The organism is Streptomyces sp. NL15-2K, from assembly GCF_030551255.1.
In the GTDB taxonomy this organism is placed as follows: domain Bacteria; phylum Actinomycetota; class Actinomycetes; order Streptomycetales; family Streptomycetaceae; genus Streptomyces.
Map to the genome: position 1 here is coordinate 1742510 of NZ_CP130630.1, position 15700 is coordinate 1758209.

16 protein-coding genes and 2 pseudogenes are annotated in these 15700 nt (G+C 70.3%); 12 read left to right on the plus strand and 6 right to left on the minus strand.

Going from position 1 to position 15700, the window contains the following annotated elements; genetic code table 11:
- Positions 1-14 precede the first annotated feature (14 nt).
- Entirely contained in the window at positions 15-389 is a 375-nt protein-coding gene (locus Q4V64_RS07265; protein ID WP_124444156.1) for a fic family toxin-antitoxin system, toxin component, read from the minus strand.
- 4 nt (positions 390-393) lie between these two features.
- The gene (locus tag Q4V64_RS07270; protein WP_124444155.1) at positions 394-612 is read right to left on the minus strand and encodes an antitoxin; all 219 of its coding nucleotides are present in this window, start codon (positions 610-612) and stop codon (positions 394-396) included.
- 197 nt (positions 613-809) lie between these two features.
- Here Q4V64_RS07270 and Q4V64_RS07275 point away from each other — a divergent pair, with 197 nt between their 5' ends.
- Genes Q4V64_RS07275 through Q4V64_RS07285 form a run of 3 tightly spaced genes read left to right on the plus strand, consistent with a single transcriptional unit; the run spans position 810 to position 5187 of the window.
- Positions 810-1685 (plus strand): ABC transporter ATP-binding protein, encoded by an 876-nt coding sequence (locus Q4V64_RS07275; protein WP_253267333.1) that lies wholly within the window; start codon positions 810-812, stop codon positions 1683-1685.
- 4 nt (positions 1686-1689) lie between these two features.
- Positions 1690-4254, plus strand: a complete 2565-nt coding sequence (locus tag Q4V64_RS07280; protein WP_124444154.1) for an FtsX-like permease family protein — start codon at positions 1690-1692, stop codon at positions 4252-4254.
- Between the two features lie 48 nt (positions 4255-4302).
- Complete coding sequence (locus Q4V64_RS07285) at positions 4303-5187, plus strand: LLM class F420-dependent oxidoreductase (protein WP_124444153.1); 885 nt, start codon at positions 4303-4305, stop codon at positions 5185-5187.
- 46 nt (positions 5188-5233) lie between these two features.
- Here Q4V64_RS07285 and Q4V64_RS07290 read toward each other — a convergent pair whose 3' ends face one another.
- Together Q4V64_RS07290 and Q4V64_RS07295 are read right to left on the minus strand one after the other, a co-directional pair.
- A complete protein-coding gene (locus Q4V64_RS07290) occupies positions 5234-5536 on the minus strand; it encodes a putative quinol monooxygenase (RefSeq protein WP_124444152.1) in 303 nt (100 codons plus the stop codon).
- Positions 5537-5551: 15 nt separating this feature from the next.
- On the minus strand, positions 5552-6538 hold the full coding sequence (locus tag Q4V64_RS07295) for a carbohydrate kinase (protein WP_124444151.1): 987 nt from the start codon (positions 6536-6538) through the stop codon (positions 5552-5554).
- A gap of 246 nt (positions 6539-6784) precedes the next feature.
- Between Q4V64_RS07295 and Q4V64_RS07300 the strand changes: the two genes are divergently transcribed.
- From Q4V64_RS07300 to Q4V64_RS07315, 4 genes are all read left to right on the plus strand, one after another.
- Positions 6785-7807, plus strand: coding sequence for a sugar ABC transporter substrate-binding protein (locus Q4V64_RS07300; protein WP_124444150.1), 1023 nt, complete (start codon positions 6785-6787; stop codon positions 7805-7807).
- Positions 7808-7961: 154 nt separating this feature from the next.
- Positions 7962-8969, plus strand: a complete 1008-nt coding sequence (locus tag Q4V64_RS07305) for an ABC transporter permease (protein WP_124444149.1) — start codon at positions 7962-7964, stop codon at positions 8967-8969.
- Positions 8966-9802, plus strand: coding sequence for an ATP-binding cassette domain-containing protein (locus Q4V64_RS07310; RefSeq protein ID WP_124444148.1), 837 nt, complete (start codon positions 8966-8968; stop codon positions 9800-9802). Before Q4V64_RS07305 ends, Q4V64_RS07310 begins: the two co-directional genes overlap by 4 nt.
- Positions 9803-9879: 77 nt before the next feature.
- Positions 9880-10902 carry a LacI family DNA-binding transcriptional regulator gene (locus tag Q4V64_RS07315; RefSeq protein ID WP_124444147.1) on the plus strand — a complete coding sequence of 341 codons (1023 nt, stop codon included), beginning with the start codon at positions 9880-9882 and terminating at the stop codon, positions 10900-10902.
- A 156-nt stretch (positions 10903-11058) separates the two neighbouring features.
- On the opposite strand, the pseudogene Q4V64_RS07320 reads toward Q4V64_RS07315, so the two are convergent.
- Positions 11059-11684, minus strand: a pseudogene (locus Q4V64_RS07320) (SDR family oxidoreductase); the annotation flags it as partial.
- A gap of 116 nt (positions 11685-11800) precedes the next feature.
- On the opposite strand from Q4V64_RS07320, the gene Q4V64_RS07330 reads away from it, so the two are divergent.
- The 3 genes from Q4V64_RS07330 to Q4V64_RS07340 all read left to right on the plus strand — a co-directional run bounded on the left by Q4V64_RS07330 (position 11801) and on the right by Q4V64_RS07340 (position 14572).
- A complete protein-coding gene (locus tag Q4V64_RS07330) occupies positions 11801-12091 on the plus strand; it encodes a hypothetical protein (protein WP_124444146.1) in 291 nt (96 codons plus the stop codon).
- Positions 12092-12096: 5 nt separating this feature from the next.
- Positions 12097-12591 carry an Asp23/Gls24 family envelope stress response protein gene (locus Q4V64_RS07335; protein ID WP_124444145.1) on the plus strand — a complete coding sequence of 165 codons (495 nt, stop codon included), beginning with the start codon at positions 12097-12099 and terminating at the stop codon, positions 12589-12591.
- A 625-nt stretch (positions 12592-13216) separates the two neighbouring features.
- Positions 13217-14572, plus strand: a complete 1356-nt coding sequence (locus tag Q4V64_RS07340) for an FAD-dependent monooxygenase (protein ID WP_124444162.1) — start codon at positions 13217-13219, stop codon at positions 14570-14572.
- Between the two features lie 84 nt (positions 14573-14656).
- On the opposite strand, the gene Q4V64_RS07345 is transcribed toward Q4V64_RS07340, so the two are convergent.
- The gene (locus Q4V64_RS07345; RefSeq protein WP_124444144.1) at positions 14657-15037 is read right to left on the minus strand and encodes a hypothetical protein; all 381 of its coding nucleotides are present in this window, start codon (positions 15035-15037) and stop codon (positions 14657-14659) included.
- Positions 15038-15112: 75 nt separating this feature from the next.
- Between Q4V64_RS07345 and Q4V64_RS07350 the strand changes: the two genes are divergently transcribed.
- The gene (locus Q4V64_RS07350; RefSeq protein WP_124444143.1) at positions 15113-15532 is read left to right on the plus strand and encodes a GNAT family N-acetyltransferase; all 420 of its coding nucleotides are present in this window, start codon (positions 15113-15115) and stop codon (positions 15530-15532) included.
- Between the two features lie 17 nt (positions 15533-15549).
- Positions 15550-15624 (plus strand): annotated as a pseudogene (locus Q4V64_RS54805) (GNAT family N-acetyltransferase); the annotation flags it as partial.
- Positions 15625-15700: the final 76 nt, after the last annotated feature.

Below are 15700 nucleotides of genomic sequence, written 5' to 3' on the forward strand. Positions count from 1 at the left end.
ACGAACTCGGCTGATCACAAGCTCCACTGGCGGAGTTCGCGCGCGATGTCGTGCACCGAGGCGTCACCGCTCTTGACCAGCCGGGCGAGGTCACGGACCTGCTCCGGCGAGGTGGCGACCTTGAGTCCGCTGGCGACCAGGTAGGCGTAGGCGACGGCCGACGCGAACAGAGCGTTGGAACGCTCCAACGCGGGGACGTGGATGAGGAGTTGGAGCAGCGCGGCGGCACGCGCGTGGGGGGTGTCGTAGACGGGCGCGTCGAATATCTCGGCCTGGTGGCGCGCGACGGCGGCGACGAGGGCGCCCCAGTCGGTGACCTGGGGGTCTCCGGGGGTCCTCTGTTCGGCGAGCATCAAGAGCCAGGCAAGGTCGATTTTGATGTTGCTCAACGGATCAGCGGCGACCTTCGCCGACCTCGTCGGCGAATACCTTCTCGTACTGCTTCATGAAGTCGGCGGCGGCCTCCACGAACGTGTGGCCGACCTCCCCCGTGTCCTGTCTGACCAGCTCCTCGATGTAGCGGTTGACGCTCATGCCGCGGGCCAGGGCACGTTCGCGGGCGACGCGGGCGGTGTCCTCGTCCACGCGCACGTTCAGCTGGGTCTTCGCCATACCTAGAAGCTAGCGCGGAATTGCTAGCACAGGCAAGAGGTCGACCCCCGGGTGGAGCGTGCCCCTTACACGGGTCTCAGGGGCCCGACCTGCGATGGAGACACCCCGGGACCCAAGAGGGATACCGAGTGTGGTCCGGATCACATTACCCTCGGCCGGGACGGAGAAGTCGTACGTCCAGGAGCGAGGAGGCAACCTTGTCCACCCCTGCTGCTCAGTACGTGCCGGGCCGGGCGTCCGCCGACGGGATCGCGGCCCGCGCCCGCGGCCTGACCAAGGCGTACGGCTCGGGCGAGACGACGGTGCTGGCCCTGGACTCGGTCGACGTGGACATCGCGCGCGGCCGGTTCACGGCCGTGATGGGGCCGTCCGGCTCCGGGAAGTCCACGATGATGCACTGTCTGGCGGGGCTCGACACCGTCTCGGCCGGACAGGTGTGGCTCGGCGACACCGAGATCACGGGGCTGAAGGATCGCGAGCTGACCCGGCTGCGCCGGGACCGGATCGGGTTCATGTTCCAGTCGTTCAACCTCATTCCGACGCTGAACGCGGCCGAGAACATCACCCTGCCCATGGACATCGCGGGCAAGAAGCCCGACGAGAAGTGGCTGGACCAGGTCATCGACACGCTCGGGCTGCGGGACCGGCTGAAGCACCGGCCCTCGCAGCTCTCCGGCGGCCAGCAGCAGCGGGTCGCCTGTGCCCGGGCGCTCGCCTCCCGGCCCGAGCTGATCTTCGCGGACGAGCCGACCGGCAACCTCGACTCGCGGGCGGGCCTGGAAGTTCTCGGGTTCCTGCGCGACGCCGTGGACCGGCTCGGGCAGACCGTCGTCATGGTGACCCACGACCCGGGCGCCGCCGCCCACTCCGACCTGGTGCTCTTCCTCGGGGACGGGCGGATCGTCGACGAGATGGAGCGGCCTACGGCGGAGGCGGTCCTGGAGCGCATGCGCCTCTTTACTGGCGGAAACGCCCAGACCCCCGGGTTCGACGTGACCCGTGCCCCGTTCGGCGGCGACGGTCCCCCGCCCGGTGCGATCCCCACAGACGGCCCCCGGCGCGACAAGGACTGAGACCGTGCTGAAGGCGACGCTGAGGAGCTTTCTCGCGCACAAGGGACGGCTGCTGCTCTCCGCGCTGGCCGTCGTGCTGTCCGTGGCGTTCGTCTCGGGCAGCCTGATCTTCTCGGACACGCTCAGCCGGACCTTCGACCGGCTCTTCGCCACGACCGCGCCCGACGTCACCGTCAGCCCCAGGGAGACCCTCGACGAGGCGGTGCCGTCCGGTAGGACGGCCACCGTGCCTGCCGCGCTCGCGGACCGGGTGGCCCTGGTCGACGGGGTCGCCGCCGCGCGCCCGGACGCCGAGATCGAGAACATCACCGTAGTCGACGAGAAGAACGAGTCCGTCAGCCCGACCACCGGCGCCCCCACGATCGGCACCGACTGGAACCCCGACGAGCGCAGCCCCGTCGAACTCACCTCCGGCCACGCCCCGCGCGGGGCCGGCCAGGCGATGCTCGACGCGGAGACCGCCGGCCGAAGCGACGTGCGCATCGGCGACACCCTCACGGTCATCGCGCCGCCGGGCTCGTTCAAGGTCGAGGTCGTCGGCATCGCCACCTTCACCACGACCAACCCCGGCGCCGCGCTGCTCTTCCTCGATCCGCCGACCGCGCAGACGAAGCTGCTGGGCGACGCGCGGGCGGCCACCAGCATCTCGGTCGACGCCGAGGAGGGCGTGAGCGACGCGCGGGTGAAGCAGAGCGTGGCCGCCGCGCTCGGTGCGGACACGTACGAGTACCGGACCGCCGACGAGCAGGCGCAGTCGGACGTCGACGAGCTGGGCGGATTCCTCGACGTCATCAAGTACGTGATGCTCGGATTCGCCGGGATCGCCGTCCTGGTGGGCGTGTTCCTGATCGTCAACACCTTCTCGATGCTGATCGCCCAGCGCACCCGCGAGCTGGGCCTGCTGCGCGCGCTGGGCGCCGACCGGCGCCAGGTCCGCCGCTCGGTCCTCACCGAGGCGATGCTGCTCGGCCTGGTCGGCTCCACGGTGGGCCTGGCCACGGGCGTCGGCCTGGCCGCCGGGCTGATCGCGCTCATGAACACGCTGGGCATGAACATCAAGTCCTCCGAGATGGTCATCGGCTGGGGCACGCCCGTGGCGGCGTACGTCGTCGGTGTCGGCGTCACCTTCGTCGCCGCCTACCTCCCGGCCCGGCGCGCGGCGGGCGTCTCCCCGATGGCGGCCCTCGCGGACGCCGAGGTCGCCGGGATCGGGCGGCCGCTGAAAGTCCGCGCGATCGTGGGCGGCGGCGTCGGGGCGGCGGGCGCGGCCGCGCTCACGGGATGCGTGGTGTCGTCGGAGACCGGTTCGGCGGCGTCCCTGCTGGTCCTCGGCATCGTCCTGACGCTGCTCGCCACCGTGATCGCGGGCCCGCTGCTGGTGCGGCCGGTGATCCGGGTGCTCGGCGGGGCCTTCCCGGCGCTGTTCGGGTCGATCGGCCGGATGAGCCAGCGCAACGCCCTGCGCAATCCCCGCCGTACCGGCGCCACCGCGGCCGCGCTGATGGTGGGGCTGGCCCTGGTCGGCGGGATGTCGGTGGCGAGCGCCTCGATGACCGAGTCCTTCGACCAGCAGATCGACAAGACGCTGGGCGCCGACTTCGTGGTGCAGAACGCCAACTTCCAGCCGTTCCCGCAGGAGGTCACGGACGAGATCCGGGACACCGAGGGCGTCGGGCTCGTCGTCCGGTCACGGTTCACCCCGGTCGCCGTACGGCTGCCGGACGGCGACCGCGTCGAGACGAGCGCCGTGGGGTACGACCCGCAGCTCGACGAGGTCGCCAACATCTCGTACACGGCGGGGAACACCGCGGCGGCGCTCGCGGACGGCGGACTCGCCATGAACCAGGACTTCGCGCGGGACCACGGCGTGCGGGTCGGCAGCAGGATCCCCGTCGAGTTCCAAGGGGGACGTACCACCGAACTGACGGTGGGTGCCCTCGCCGACCAGCAGTCGGAGGGCTTCGGGATGCAGGGCGGGCTGTACTTCGGCCTGGCCACGCTGGAGAGGTTCGCACCGGGCGGGCAGGACTCCGCGGTGTACGTGAACGCCTCCTCCGGCACGAGCGCCGGCGACCTGCGCGCGAACCTGGAGCGGACGCTCGACCCGTATCCGCAGGTGCAGGTGCGCGACCTGGACGACTACAAGGAGCTGGTCCACGACCAGATCGCCGTACTGCTCTACCTGGTGTACGCGCTGCTCGGGCTGGCGATCGTCATCGCGGTGCTCGGCGTGGTCAACACCCTTGCCCTGTCGGTCGTGGAACGGACCCGGGAGATCGGGCTGTTGCGGGCCATCGGGCTCGCCCGGCGTCAGTTGCGCCGGATGATCCGACTGGAGTCCGTGGTGATCGCGGTGTTCGGCGCGGTGCTGGGGCTCGCGCTGGGGCTGGTGTGGGGGGTGTGCACCCAGCAGGTGCTGGCGCTGCAGGGCATGGACGCGCTGGCGATCCCCTGGGGCACGATCGTCGCGGTCGTCGTCGGCTCGGCGGTGGTGGGCGTCGTGGCGGCGCTGCTGCCCGCGTTGCGTGCATCCCGCATGAATGTGCTGGCGGCCATCGCGCACGAGTGATGGAATCGCGACGGTAGTACTCAAGTCGCCTGCCGCTGAGGAGAGTTCATGTCACGTCCGTTCCGCTTCGGTGCCAGCATGATCGTCCCTGCCCCGGCCGAGGAATGGCGCGCCAAATGCCGGCGTGCCGAGGAACTCGGCTACGACGTGATCCTGGTCCCCGACCATCTCGGCATGGTCGCGCCGTTCCCCGCGCTGGTCGCGGCGGCGGAGGCGACCGAGCGGCCGCGGCTGGGCACGTTCGTGCTCAACGCCCGGTTCTGGAACCCGGCACTGCTGGCCCGCGAGGTCGCCACGACGGACGCGCTCACCGGCGGGCGGCTGGAGCTGGGCCTGGGAACCGGATACGTACAGGCGGAGCACGACACGGCCGGGCTGCCGTACGGCTCGCCGGGTGAGCGGGTGGACCATCTGCGGCGAACGATCGAGGAGTTGGGGCGGCTGCTCGGCTCCCCGGAGCACCAACCACAGCCGGTGCGGAAGGTTCCGCTGATGGTCGGCGGCAACGGCGACCGCATGCTGCGCCTCACCGCCGAGCACGCCGACATCGCGGCCTTCACCGGCGCCCGCCCGGTGCCGGGAGACACCGCGGGCAGGCTGCTGCCGATCACGCCCGAGGAACTCGACGAGCGTGTGGCCAGGTACCAGGACCTGGCGAAGGGGCGCGCGGAGCCGGCGGAACTGAACCTCCTCATCCAGCTGGTGGCGATCACCGACGACCCCGAGGCGACCGTCCGGCCCCTGGTGGAGCGGGTGCCGGACCTGACCGTGCAACAGGCCCTGGAGCTGCCCCTCGTACTGGCCGGCACCCTGGAGCAGATCACCGCGAAGGTGCTGGCGCAGCGCGAGCGGTACGGCTTCTCGTATCTGACCGTCCTGGAGCCGTACATGGAGGCGTTCGCGCCGGTCGTCGCGGAGTTGCGGGGCCGGTGAGGGCCCACCCGCGGTGGGCCGTTCCGCCGCCGGTGCTCAAGGCACGTCACGGATGCGTGGCCAGCGGGTCGAGGAAGGTCAGTACGGAGGCGTCCTCCTCGATCAGCGGGGTGAGGGCGGCGTTGAACGGGGCGCCGTACGGGGCGTTCAGGTGTGCCTTGAAGGCGTCCTCGTCCCGGTAGACCTCGAAGATCCAGTAGGCGCGGGGGTCGGACGCCTTGGTGTAGACGTCGAAGGCCAGGTTGCCTTCCTCTTCGCGCACCTTCAGGGCGTAGTCCCGGATCAGGCGGGCGACCTCGTCCTCCGCTCCCTCTCGGGCGGTGAACTCGGCGAGCAGGGTCTTCTTCACGGTTTCGTGTCCTTGTCAGTGGGTGGAGTCGAGGTGCCGGACGACGGCCTTGTCCGTCGCGAACTGCGCCAACTGGTCCTGCCATGGCGGGTTGGGCCCGGCAACCGAGCAGGTCAGGGCCGCGACCTGCGTGGCGAACAGACAAGCTGCCTCGACATCGCCGGGACGCAGGTCCGTCAGCCTGCCGCCGAGGAGACCGTGGGTGCCGAGGTGGTGCAGCAGTCCGGCGGTGAAGGAGTCCCCCGCACCGACCGTGTCGACGACCGGCGTCGCCACCGCGGGCACCCGCACCCGTTCCCCGTCGAGTGAGGCCAGGGCGCCATCGGCGCCGCGCGTGATCACGACGAGCCGCGCTCCCGCCGCGTGCCAGGTGTCGCACGCCTGCTCGGGCGGAGTCCCGGGCAGGAGGAGATCCAGGTCGTCCTCGCTCAGCCGCAGCACATCCGCGAGACCGCACCAGTGCGCCAGCCGGGCGCGGTAGACCTCGGGGTGCACCAGGAGCGGGCGGACATTGGGATCGATGCTGATGGTGGCCCGGGAGGCGGCCGCTGCCAGGAAGTCCTCCACCACCGCCGCCCCGGGCTTCTTGACCAGGGCCAGCGACCCGCTGTGCAGGCAGGCGGTGTCGGCCAGGTTCACCCCGGCCAGTTCCCCGCTCGTCCACTGCCAGTCGGCGGTGGCCTGCGCGTGGAAGGAGAACGTGGCCTGGCCCTGATTGTCCAGCTCGGCCACGGCCAGCGTGCTGGGCTCGGCGGCCTCCACGGCGTGCGACAGGTCCACCCCGGATGCCTCCAGGTGGGCCCGGAAGAGGCGGCCGAACACGTCGCCGGACAGCCGTGCGAGAAAGCGGGCCGGGGTTCCCAGCCGGGCCAGGGCCACCGCCGTGTTGGCGGGCCCGCCGCCCGGCAGCACCCGCAGGGCGAGTTCGTTCCGGGCACTCGCGGGTTCGGTGAACGCGTCGGCGACGCACTCTCCCAGGACGGTGATCTGAGGCAGGGTCATGGGCTGCTCTTCTCTTGGAACGCGCCGGCGGAACGGGCACGTCTCGGGCAGCCGCTGAACCGCTTCGGGCGGGCGACGGCCAAGGGCGTTGCCGATTTGTGACAGGTGCAAGGCATTGACGTTGCCTGGAAGCGGAGTCCATCATCCTGGCCAAGCGGTGTCAACGATGACATAAGTCAACGATGACACCTCGGGACGGCATGCCCCGATGCCGGCCGCTCGCCCGCAATCCCGCAGGAGTCGTTCATGTCACGCACCTCTCGTCTGCCCTCCTCCTTGCTCAGAGCCGCCGCTTGCACGGGCATCGCGGCCCTCACCCTGACCGCCTGTGGATCCGGATCCGAATCGGGCACCGCGAGCACCGGATCGGGCAGCGTCAAGGTCGGTCTGATCACCAAGACCGACACCAACCCGTTCTTCGTCAAGATGAAGGAGGGCGCGGAGAAGGCCGCCAAGGAGAACGGTGTCGAACTGTCCACCGCGGCGGGCAAGTTCGACGGGGACAACGCCGGTCAGGTCACCGCCATCGAGAACATGGTCGCCGCCGGGGTGAAGGGCATCCTGATCACGCCGAGCGACTCCAAGGCGATCGTGCCGGCCCTCGAGAAGGCCAAGGCCAAGAGCGTCCTGGTCATCGCCCTCGACACCCCGACCGACCCGGAGAGCGCGGTCGACGCCCTCTTCGCCACCGACAACCTCAAGGCGGGCGAGCTGATCGGCGAGTACGCCAAGGCCGCCATGAAGGGCAAGCCGGCGAAGATAGCCACCCTCGACCTCGCGCCGGGCGTCTCCGTCGGTGTCCAGCGGCACAACGGTTTCCTGAAGGGCTTCGGCGTCAAGGAGGGCGACTCCTCCATCGCCTGCTCCCAGGACACCGGCGGCGACCAGGCCAAGGGCCAGACCGCGATGGAGAACTGCCTGCAGAAAGCGCCCGACATCAACGTCGTCTACACCATCAACGAGCCGGCCGCGCTGGGCGCGTACACCGCGCTGAAGGCCAAGGGCCGGGAGAAGGACGTGCTGATCGTCTCCGTCGACGGCGGCTGCACGGGCACCCAGGCCGTCAAGGACGGCAAAATCGCCGCGACTTCGCAGCAGTACCCGCTGAAGATGGCCGCCGAGGGCGTCAAGGCCGTCGCGACGTTCGCCAAGGACGGCAAGAAGGCGTCCGGTTACACCGACACCGGCGTCACGCTGATCAGCGACAAGGCGCAGGACGGTGTCACGTCCAAGGACACCGCCTACGGCCTGGAGAACTGCTGGGGCTGAGCCGTCGGCGCCCAACTGCCGCCGTAGCTGCCGCCGTTAAAACCCTCAGCGGGGCGGCCGTCCCCTCCTCCCCGACCGGGGACGGCCGCCCCCTCGTCCTCTTGCCGTCCGACAAGGGCCGACAAGGACTTCTGTCTTCCGACAAGGACCTCGCATGACCGCCACGTCCACGCCACCGTCCACGCCGTACGCCGAACTCAAGGCACCGACCACGGTCCGCAGACTGCTCACGCAACCGACCACCGGCCCCCTGGTCGCCCTCATCCTGGCCTGCGTCTTCTTCTCCCTCTCGACCGACCAGTTCCTCACCGGCGGGAACTTCTCGCTGATCGTGCAGCAGGTCATGGTCGTCGGCACCCTCGCCATCGGGCAGACCCTGATCATCCTCACGGCGGGCATCGACCTGTCGTGCGGTGCGGTGATGGCGTTCGGCAGCATCGTGATCGCCAAGATGGCGGCCGAGGGTTCCCTGCCACCGCTCGCCGCGATCGCGCTGGGCCTGGTCGTCTGCGGCGGCTTCGGCCTGCTCAACGGGGCGTTGGTGCAGAAGATCCCGCTGCCGCCGTTCATCGTCACCCTCGGCATGCTCAACGTGGCGTTCGCGCTGACGCACATCTACTCCGAGGAGCAGACCGTCACCAACCTGCCGGGCCCGCTGACGGCGCTCGGGCAGACCTTCCCGCTCGGCAGGACCGACATCACGTACGGCTCGCTGGTCACCATCGCCCTGTTCCTCCTCCTCGCGTACGCGCTGAGCAACACCGGCTGGGGCCGGCACGTCTACGCCCTGGGCAACAGCCCGGAAGCGGCCCGGCTGAACGGCATCCGCACCTCCCGCCTGACCATCGGCGTCTACACCGTGGCCGGCATCCTCTACGGCATCGCCGCCCTGCTGCTCATCTCCCGCACCGGAGTCGGCGACCCGCAGGCCGGGCAGACCGACAACCTGGACAGCATCACGGCCGTGGTCCTCGGCGGCACCAGCCTCTTCGGCGGGCGCGGTTCGGTCCTGGGCACGTTCATCGGCGTCCTCATCGTCGGCGTGTTCCGCAATGGTCTGCAACTGATGGGCGTCGCCTCGATCTACCAGACGCTGATCACCGGTGTCCTGGTGATCCTCGCGGTGACCGTCGACCAGCTCTCCCGGAAGAAGGCCCGATGACTGCCACCTCCTCCCCCACGCCCGTGCTGCAGGCCCGCGGTCTGGTCAAGCGGTACGGCCAGGTCACCGCCATCGACGGTGCCGACTTCGACCTGCTGCCCGGCGAGGTCCTCGCCGTCATCGGCGACAACGGCGCGGGCAAGACCAGCCTCATCAAGGCCCTCACCGGCGCGGTGACTCCCGACGCGGGAGAGATACGCCTGGGCGGCGAACCCATCACGTTCTCCGGACCCCAGAGCGCCCGCGCCCACGGCATCGAGACGGTGTACCAGGACCTTGCTGTGGCCGCCTCCATGGACATCGCCTCGAACATGTTCCTCGGCCGTGAACTGCGCCGCCCCGGCATCCTCGGCAGCACCTTCCGCATGCTCGACAAGAAGCGGATGCGCCAGGAGGCCGCCGAGCACATGGCCGACCTGAAGATCGGTCTGCGCTCGCTGACCCAGGCGGTCGAAACCCTCTCCGGCGGACAGCGGCAGGCCGTCGCGGTCGCCCGCGCCGTCGCCTGGGCCCGCAGCGTCGTCGTCATGGACGAACCCACCGCCGCCCTCGGCGTCAAGGAGTCCGGCCAGGTCCTGGACCTCATCCGCCGGGTCCGTGACAAGGGCATGCCGGTCGTCCTGATCAGCCACAACATGCCCCACGTCTTCGAGATCGCCGACCGGATCCACGTCCACCGGCTGGGCCGGCGCGCCGCCGTGATCAAGCCCTCCGACTACTCCATGGCGGAGGTCGTCGCCATCATGACCGGCGCGCTCAGCGTCGACGCGGCCGGAGATACTGTCGTAGCGGATTCCGCCGCAGCGAAAGCCGCCGGAGTACAGGCCACTTGACAGCTCAACCCCGCTCTCGCATGTTCCGGCCGAGGCCGCGGCCGGAACCCGGGAGCACTCAGGAGACGGTTTCCTCCATGGCAGCGAGCCGCCGCCCCACCTTGGCCGACGTAGCCCGAGAAGTAGGTGTCAGCGCGAAGACGGTCTCCCGTGTCCTCAACGAGGACGGACCCGTCTCGGCGCGGACGCGGGAACAGGTACTCGCCGCAGTGGCCAAGCTGGGCTTCCAGCCCAACCTCATGGCCCGCAACATCCGCGTCGGCGGCCCGGACACCACCATCGGCCTGGTCATCCCCGACCTCGCCAACCCCTTCTTCGGAGCCGTGGCCCGCGCCATAGAGGACACTGTCGGCGAACGCGGACTGACCCTGCTCATGGGCTCCTCCGCGGACGACCCCGACCGCGAACGCGCCCTGACGGACAAGTTCCTCGCCCGGCGCGTCAGCATCCTGATCGTGGTGCCGTCCGTCGGCGCCGACCACTCCCACCTCAAGTCGCACCGCACGGCGGGGCTGCCCATCGTCTTCCTCGACCGGCCAGGAGTCGGCCTGCCCACGGACAGCATCGTCAGCTCCAACCGCGCCGGGGCCCAGGACGGCGTCGCCCACCTCATCGCCCACGGGCACCGCCGCATCGGCTTCGTCGGCGACCTGCCCGTCAAGCTGTACACCCGCCGCGAACGCCTCGCCGGATATCGCGCGGCCCTGCAAGAAGCCGACATCCCCTACGACCGCTCGCTCGTCGCCAACGCCCACGACCAACCAGGCGCCGAAGCCGCGACCTCCGCACTCCTCGACCTGGCCGATCCCCCCACCGCCCTGTTCGCCGGCAACAACATCATGGCGCTCGGCATCGTCGCCGAACTCGCCCGCGGCAAGCGCAAGGACGTGGCCGTCGTCGCCTTCGACGACGTATCGCTCGCCGAGGCACTGGAACCGGCCCTGACCGTGGTCGCGCAGGACCCCGAAGAACTCGGCCGCAGCGCCGCGGCCACGGCCCTGGCCCGCCTCGACGGCGACCGCTCCCGCGCTCGCACCATCACCGTGCCCACCCGGCTGATCGTCCGGGGCTCGGGGGAGCAACCCGCGCCCAAGCCGTAGGCGGCTCGGCCCGGACCGCGAGTTCGCCGGCCTCTCCATCGACCGAGCAGGGCGCAAGCACGCCGGCACAACCCGCCGGCTGGTGCGGCCGAGAGAGTCACGCCGGCCCGCGGCAGGCAGCGGAGCGCTCTGGGTGGCAGGTGAGACATCCCCGGCTCAGGCCCGCGCGGCGCCGTCGACCCGTAGGACCGTGCCGGTCACGTAGGAGGAGCGGTCGCTGAGGAGCCAGGCGGCGGCCTGCGCGATCTCCTGCGGGTCGGCCGCGCGGCGCAGCGGGGTGTGCGCCGTGAGTCGCTCTCGCAGACGGGGGGATCCCTTCTCCCAAGTGCGTATCATCTCGGTCGGTGTATGGCCGGGGGCGATGGCGTTGACGCGGATGCCTTCCGGGCCGTAGGTGACGGCGGCCGACTCGGTGAGGCTGTTGACCGCCCGTTTCATCGCGCCGTAGGCGGGCAGCTCGGGGTTGCCCATCAGGCTGCCGACGGATGAGTTGTTGACGATGGCGCCCGTCCCGGCGGTGGTTCGGATGGCGGCGATCTCGGCGACCATGGCCAGCCAGACGCCCTTGAGGTTCACGTCGTGGACGTGGTCGAAGTCGGCCTCCGCATCTGGTGCATCGGGCCGGGCTGCTGGATCGTCGCGCCGTTGTTGAAGGCGATGTCGAGCCGGCCGTACAGGTGCACGGCGCGGTCCACGGCGGCGCGTACGCCGGCCGCGTCGGCCAGGTCGCAGACCACGTACTCCGCGGTGCCGCCCGCCGCCCGAATCTGCTGGGTCACCGCGTCCCGTCGCACGACGTGGCGGTCACTGATCGCGGAGGTGTCGACTCCGGGCAGGCCGCCGCGGCCCGCACGGAGTCCCCGCCGTCGAGGGCGTCTTGCGCGTGGGGAGGAAGTTCGTGGCCAAACTGGCCATCACCGACTACCAGCTGCGGACCGGCTTCATCGGCACACCGCTGCTGCTGCCCGCAGCGGACGGGGCAGCCGTGTCCGAGGTCGGGTCGGAGTCCTACAGCTTCGGCGTCGACACCGTCCTCGGCGGCCTCGGCGAAGCCAAGGAGGCAACCCCGCTGACTCAGCGAGGGCCGGAAGGTCCACTTCGACGTAATAGATCTTTTTATCCGTTGTGCCCTATTGCGTTACGTTGGATGGGAGCAACGTTCGTGAACCTGCTCCGTATCGCGAGGTGACTGCCATGTCGGAGACCACGGATCGCACCAACGCCAACGCACCGACGAGATCGCGAAACCAGAAGGGAACCACACTCCAGGGCCGCAGGGGCCCAGACGTCCCTCCGGGGATGCGTGGAGACGTCACTGTGGCGGACAGGGTCGTAGCTAAGATCGCGGGCATGGCGGCCCGTGAGATCCCTGAGATCCACAAACTCGGCGGAGGGATGGCCAGGGCCTTCGGGGCCGTGCGAGAACGTGTACCTGGTGGTGGCAGCGACATCACCCAGGGAGTGAGCGTGGAGGTCGGGGAACGCCAGGCAGCCGTGGACCTGGACCTGGTCGTCGAGTACGGCGCTTCCATCGCCGACACCGCCAGGGACGTGCGCGCCAACGTCATCAACGCCGTTGAACGAATGACCGGCCTTGAGGTCGTGGAGGTCAACATCGCGGTCAACGATGTCCATCTACCGGACGAGGGGGAAGAGTCCGAGCAGGGCGGCGGCAGGCGCGTAGCCTGAACACCGCATCCGCCACCCGGCGGCCGGCGGGCTGGCGGCTGAGTGCACCTGTTCGCCGGGCCGCGGGACCACCGAAGAGCCGCTTCGTTCGGCAACGCACTACACCTCCCGCTCGTGCGGGTCGCATACGCACCCCATCCGCAGGAGCTGGGACAACAGGTCGGCACGGCACAGCAGCGGTAGGACCACCTCGCACGTGACGTCGACGGGTTCCCCATCGGACTGCCTGCTCCCGGCGGTCACCTCCCCGTGCCTTCGCGAGCACGCGGGGAAGCCGTCTGACTCGTGAGGACGTGCAGCCATCCCACGTACCTCCTCGTGAAGAGACAAGCCCGGCACTTCCCGCCGGGGCGAGTCACGCAATGGCAGGCGCGCTCGACGGGTGATCGGCATCTGTCCCTGGGACAGACGGTGTCCGAAAGAAGACGGCTGATCCCCGCCGAGGGTTGTACTGCCGCGCCGAACGGGGCTCGGTTCACGAGAAACAATCTGCGGTGGACGGATCGCCCAGGGATACTGGTGCCTTCTCACGACGTGCGACCAGGGGGGCGGATCGGTGAACTCTGGCGGAGAAACGGGCCGTTGGGGCGTGGGCGGCGGCTGGGGCGGGCGGCATGCGGTCGTGGTGGGCGGAAGCCTCGCGGGGCTCCTCGCGGCCCACGTCCTGGCCGGGCACGCCGACCGGGTGACCCTCGTCGAGCGCGACCGGTTCCCGGACGGCACGAAGCCGCGGCCCGGCGTACCGCAGGGCCGGCATCCGCATGTCCTGCTGGAGGGCGGGCAGGTGGCCCTGGAGTCGCTGCTGCCGGGCTGCCTGGCGGAGCTGCGGGCGGCGGGGGCGCCGCGGGTGGGCATGCCGTCGGACATGGTGATGTGGCAGACCGGGCGCTGGTTACGGCGGCTGCCCGCTTCGACGCACATCTACACCGGTTCCCGTGCGCAGCTCGAGGAGCTGGTGCGGCGGCGGGTTCTGGCCAACCCGGTGATCAACGTGGTGGAGGGGACCGATGTCGTCGGGCTCCTCGGTGACGCCTCGCGCGTGCGGGGCGTGCTGCTGCGGGACCGCTCCGGCGACGCACGCGGGGAGAACCGGTCCCTCGAGGCCGACCTGGTCGTCGACGCCTCCGGCAGCGGCACGAAGGCCCCGCAGTGGCTCACGGCGATCGGGGCCGAGCACCCGCACGAGGAGACCATCGACACCGGGCTCGCGTACGCCTCCCGCGTCTACCGCGGCAGGAGCGGCGTCCTGGACGGCGACACCGTCGGCTACTACGTCTACCCCAGCCCCGACCAGGTCCACGGCGGCGGCGCTCTGCCGCTGGAAGACGGCACCCATCTGGTCATCGTCTCGGGGCTGCGCGGCGACGAACCGCCCACGGACGACGGCGAGTTCGTGACATACGCCAAGAGGCTGCCGCATCCGCTCCTGCACCGGTGGCTGGACGAGGCCGAACCGCTCTCGCCGGCGTTCGGCCACCGGCGCACCGCGAATGTCCGCCGCCGCTACGACCTGCCTGGTCGCCGCCCTGCCGGATTCCTCGCCACCGGCGACGCCCTGTGCACCTTCAACCCGATCTACGGCCAGGGCATGGCCGTCGCCGCGATGAACGCGGTAGCCCTGCGCGACGCACTGGCCGATCCGCGCCGGATCCCCACGACGCGGCACGTGCAGCGGGCACTCCTTGCGGCGTCCCGGCAGGCGTGGGACATCTCCGCCGGGGCAGACCGCAAGATGCCGGGCGCGGTCGGCACCGCGGTCGCCGGGGGACCCGCGGACCGCATCGCCGACTGGTACCTGCGGCGCGTCCAGGAGCACTACCCCGGCGACCCCGTCGTCGGGCGCGCCTTCCGCTCCGTACTGACCCTCTCCGCGCCCGTCACCGCCTTGTTCGCCCCGCCCGTGGCCCGGGCCGTCCTCTTCCGCCCGCCCGCACCGACGCCCACCGAGCCGCCCACGACACCGGAGGAACCGGGGGGCTGAGCGAGGCCGGCCGCGGACGACGTCTTTTCAAGCTCCACCAGCTTGCTCTGTCGCCCTGGTCAGAATGAGATTCTGCTGGGGCCTCTAAGGCCGATGGAATCGCACTTCCGGGAAGCGTGCCGAGGGGCCGTCCAGCAGCGGGATGTCCCTTCCGCGTAGGTGCGTGTCGACGAACGCGCCGACATAGGCCCGGGTGATGGCATCGACGCGGTCACCGTCCAGGACTTGGAGCGGCATGCCGAGCTGCTCGGCCAGGGGCGCCAGGTCGGTGAAGGAGAGGTGCTCGGTGTCGTCGACGCTCAACCAGCGCTTCCAGCCGGTCAGTTCGGTCCAGGTCTCGTCCCAGGTCAGGTCGGGCCCGGCCGGTACGTGGCTGGGCTGGCCCAGCTTTCCGTCTGTCGGTGTCCCAACGGGCCCGTCGCGGGCCGTTGCGTCGACGCTACGGATGGTGGCCGCGTCTGCCATCAGCCTGTGGATCCACGTCCGGTGAGGCATGGAAACGGGTCGCCCGACAGGCGAGCGCTCTGCTTGGCTCACCCCATGAGCGATCTTCATATCCGCCACGCCACCCTCTCGGACATCGACACCGTGCTGCGGTTCTGGCGCGACGCCGCGGAAGGAACCAGCATCAGCGACGACCACGACGGAGTGGCCCGACTCATCACACGAGATCCCGAAGCCCTGCTGCTCGCAGAGCGCGACGGCATCCTCACCGGAACCGTCATAGCCGGCTTCGACGGATGGCGATGCTCCGCCTACCGACTGGCCGTACACCCCGACCACCGCCGGCAAGGCATCGCCACCGCCCTCCTGGAAGCCGTCGAGCAACGCTTCGCAGCCCTCGGCGGGCGACGCGTCGACGCCATGGTCCTGGAAGCCAACGAACGGGCACACCACACCTGGGCAGCGGCTGGCTACCATCGCGAAGACCACTGGCGACGCTGGGTCAAGCCCCTGTAGAACGGGCAGCGTGCTGGACGGCCCACCACGCGTGGTGGGCCGCCGGGTACGCTCCCGAGGAGCACTGGCGGCGCTGGGTGAAACCCCTCGCCGGGTGGTGCAGGCCCCGCCGACCGCACTATTTTGCCGATCCTTTACCATTGGAGGGCCACTCGGTCCTCCATGAAA

What these genes read in the sequence shown, in the direction of transcription:
- Q4V64_RS07285 (WP_124444153.1), top strand. Translation starts at nt 4,303, where the DNA reads ATGTCACGTCCGTTCCGCTTCGGTGCCAGCATGATCGTCCCTGCCCCG.
- Q4V64_RS07270 (WP_124444155.1), bottom strand. Translation starts at nt 612, where the DNA reads ATGGCGAAGACCCAGCTGAACGTGCGCGTGGACGAGGACACCGCCCGC.
- Q4V64_RS07345 (WP_124444144.1), bottom strand. Translation starts at nt 15,037, where the DNA reads ATGGCAGACGCGGCCACCATCCGTAGCGTCGACGCAACGGCCCGCGAC.
- Q4V64_RS07350 (WP_124444143.1), top strand. Translation starts at nt 15,113, where the DNA reads ATGAGCGATCTTCATATCCGCCACGCCACCCTCTCGGACATCGACACC.
- Q4V64_RS07315 (WP_124444147.1), top strand. Translation starts at nt 9,880, where the DNA reads ATGGCAGCGAGCCGCCGCCCCACCTTGGCCGACGTAGCCCGAGAAGTA.
- Q4V64_RS07310 (WP_124444148.1), top strand. Translation starts at nt 8,966, where the DNA reads ATGACTGCCACCTCCTCCCCCACGCCCGTGCTGCAGGCCCGCGGTCTG.
- Q4V64_RS07335 (WP_124444145.1), top strand. Translation starts at nt 12,097, where the DNA reads ATGTCGGAGACCACGGATCGCACCAACGCCAACGCACCGACGAGATCG.
- Q4V64_RS07305 (WP_124444149.1), top strand. Translation starts at nt 7,962, where the DNA reads ATGACCGCCACGTCCACGCCACCGTCCACGCCGTACGCCGAACTCAAG.
- Q4V64_RS07295 (WP_124444151.1), bottom strand. Translation starts at nt 6,538, where the DNA reads ATGACCCTGCCTCAGATCACCGTCCTGGGAGAGTGCGTCGCCGACGCG.
- Q4V64_RS07300 (WP_124444150.1), top strand. Translation starts at nt 6,785, where the DNA reads ATGTCACGCACCTCTCGTCTGCCCTCCTCCTTGCTCAGAGCCGCCGCT.